This is a genomic window from Mesorhizobium sp. M1E.F.Ca.ET.041.01.1.1, assembly GCF_003997355.1.
In the GTDB taxonomy this organism is placed as follows: Bacteria; Pseudomonadota; Alphaproteobacteria; order Rhizobiales; family Rhizobiaceae; genus Mesorhizobium.
On sequence record NZ_RZSL01001028.1, the window covers coordinates 1 to 1283 of the forward strand.

The 1283-nt window shown below is 67.5% G+C and carries 1 pseudogene; it reads right to left on the bottom strand.

What is annotated here, in order from left to right:
* Positions 1 to 1283: pseudogene (locus EOA38_RS37035) on the bottom strand (translocation/assembly module TamB); the annotation flags it as partial.

A 1283-nucleotide genomic window follows, 5' to 3' on the forward strand; every position in this document is an offset into this window, starting at 1 on the left:
GCCCTGCACCGTCGCCTGGCCGGACGACAGCTCGATGGTTGTCGTGCCGTTCGCCACTTTCACCCGGCCGGCCGCTTTTGCCGGAATGTTCTTGACCGTGGCGCCGCCGGAGAACCCGGTCCAGTCGCCGTCGCGCTTCAGGTCGACATCGATGCCGGTGACGGTGGTTCCGCCCGATATCACATTGTCGGCGCGGATCTTGCCGGCGATGACAGGCGCGGCCAGATAGTTGGCGATCTGCGCATCGATGGCGACGTTCTTGGCCGAGAGATCGCCGCGCTTGATTGCCGCCGTGCTTGCCTTGACGGCAACGTTCGGTCCATTGCCGGCCTTCGAGAACGCGATCGTGCCGCGCACGTCGCCTTCCGCCTTTTCCAGCGCCAGCGCCGCCAGCGGTCCGATGTCGGGCAAGTCGAGCGACACGGTGCCGACCGGAACGAATGCCTCGTCGAGCGCGAGATCGCCGGAGATCTTGTTCTGACCCAGCGACAGCAAAAGCCCGTTGATCGCGCTCTTGCCATTGGTGGTGGCAAGCACCGCACTGCCCTGCAGCGGCTGCCCGGCGACATTGCCGGTCAGTTGCACATTGGCCGCCGGATTGGCGGCATCCGCCTTGCCGGTCGCGGTCAGCTTGAGGCCCGTGATCTCGCGCGCCGCCACCGAAAGCCGGTCGCTGTTCACGGTGAGCGAAAGATCCGGCGCCGCGGCGGCGCCCTGCGCGTCGAGCGCGAAGGTGATGGCGCCCTTGGCATCCTTGGACAGCAGCGAAATGTTCGCCAACGCGCCTTTGATGGCAGCGTTAAGCGTGTTGTCGGCGATGCTTGCCTGCCCGTCGGCGGTGAACGCGCCCGATGCGACCTTCACCGGCCCGACGCTGACATTGCCCTTGGCGTCACGCTGCGTCGTGGCGCTGAATTGCGTGCGCTCGGCAAGCACGCCGCGCGCTGCCGCCGGCAACGCCGCCGAAAGCACATCGGCCTTGACGGTGAAGTCGACGGAACCGTCGGCAAACGACACCCGGCCGTTGAAGGCGCCATCCACCGCGCCGCTGGTCGCCGAGCCGCTGTTGATGGTGAGGGCGTCAGGGGCAAGGCTGCCGGCGACCTTGGCCGTGACCTTGCCGGCGACGAGCGGCGCAACCGTGGGATTGTCGAGATCGATCTTGTCGGCCGCGACCGTGCCGGAGACCGGTCCGGTCCGGCTCTTGACGTCGAAGCCGTCCGAATGCAGCGCGAGCGCCAGGCCTTCCACCTTGATGTGGTTGGCCGTGGCGGAGGGCAGCG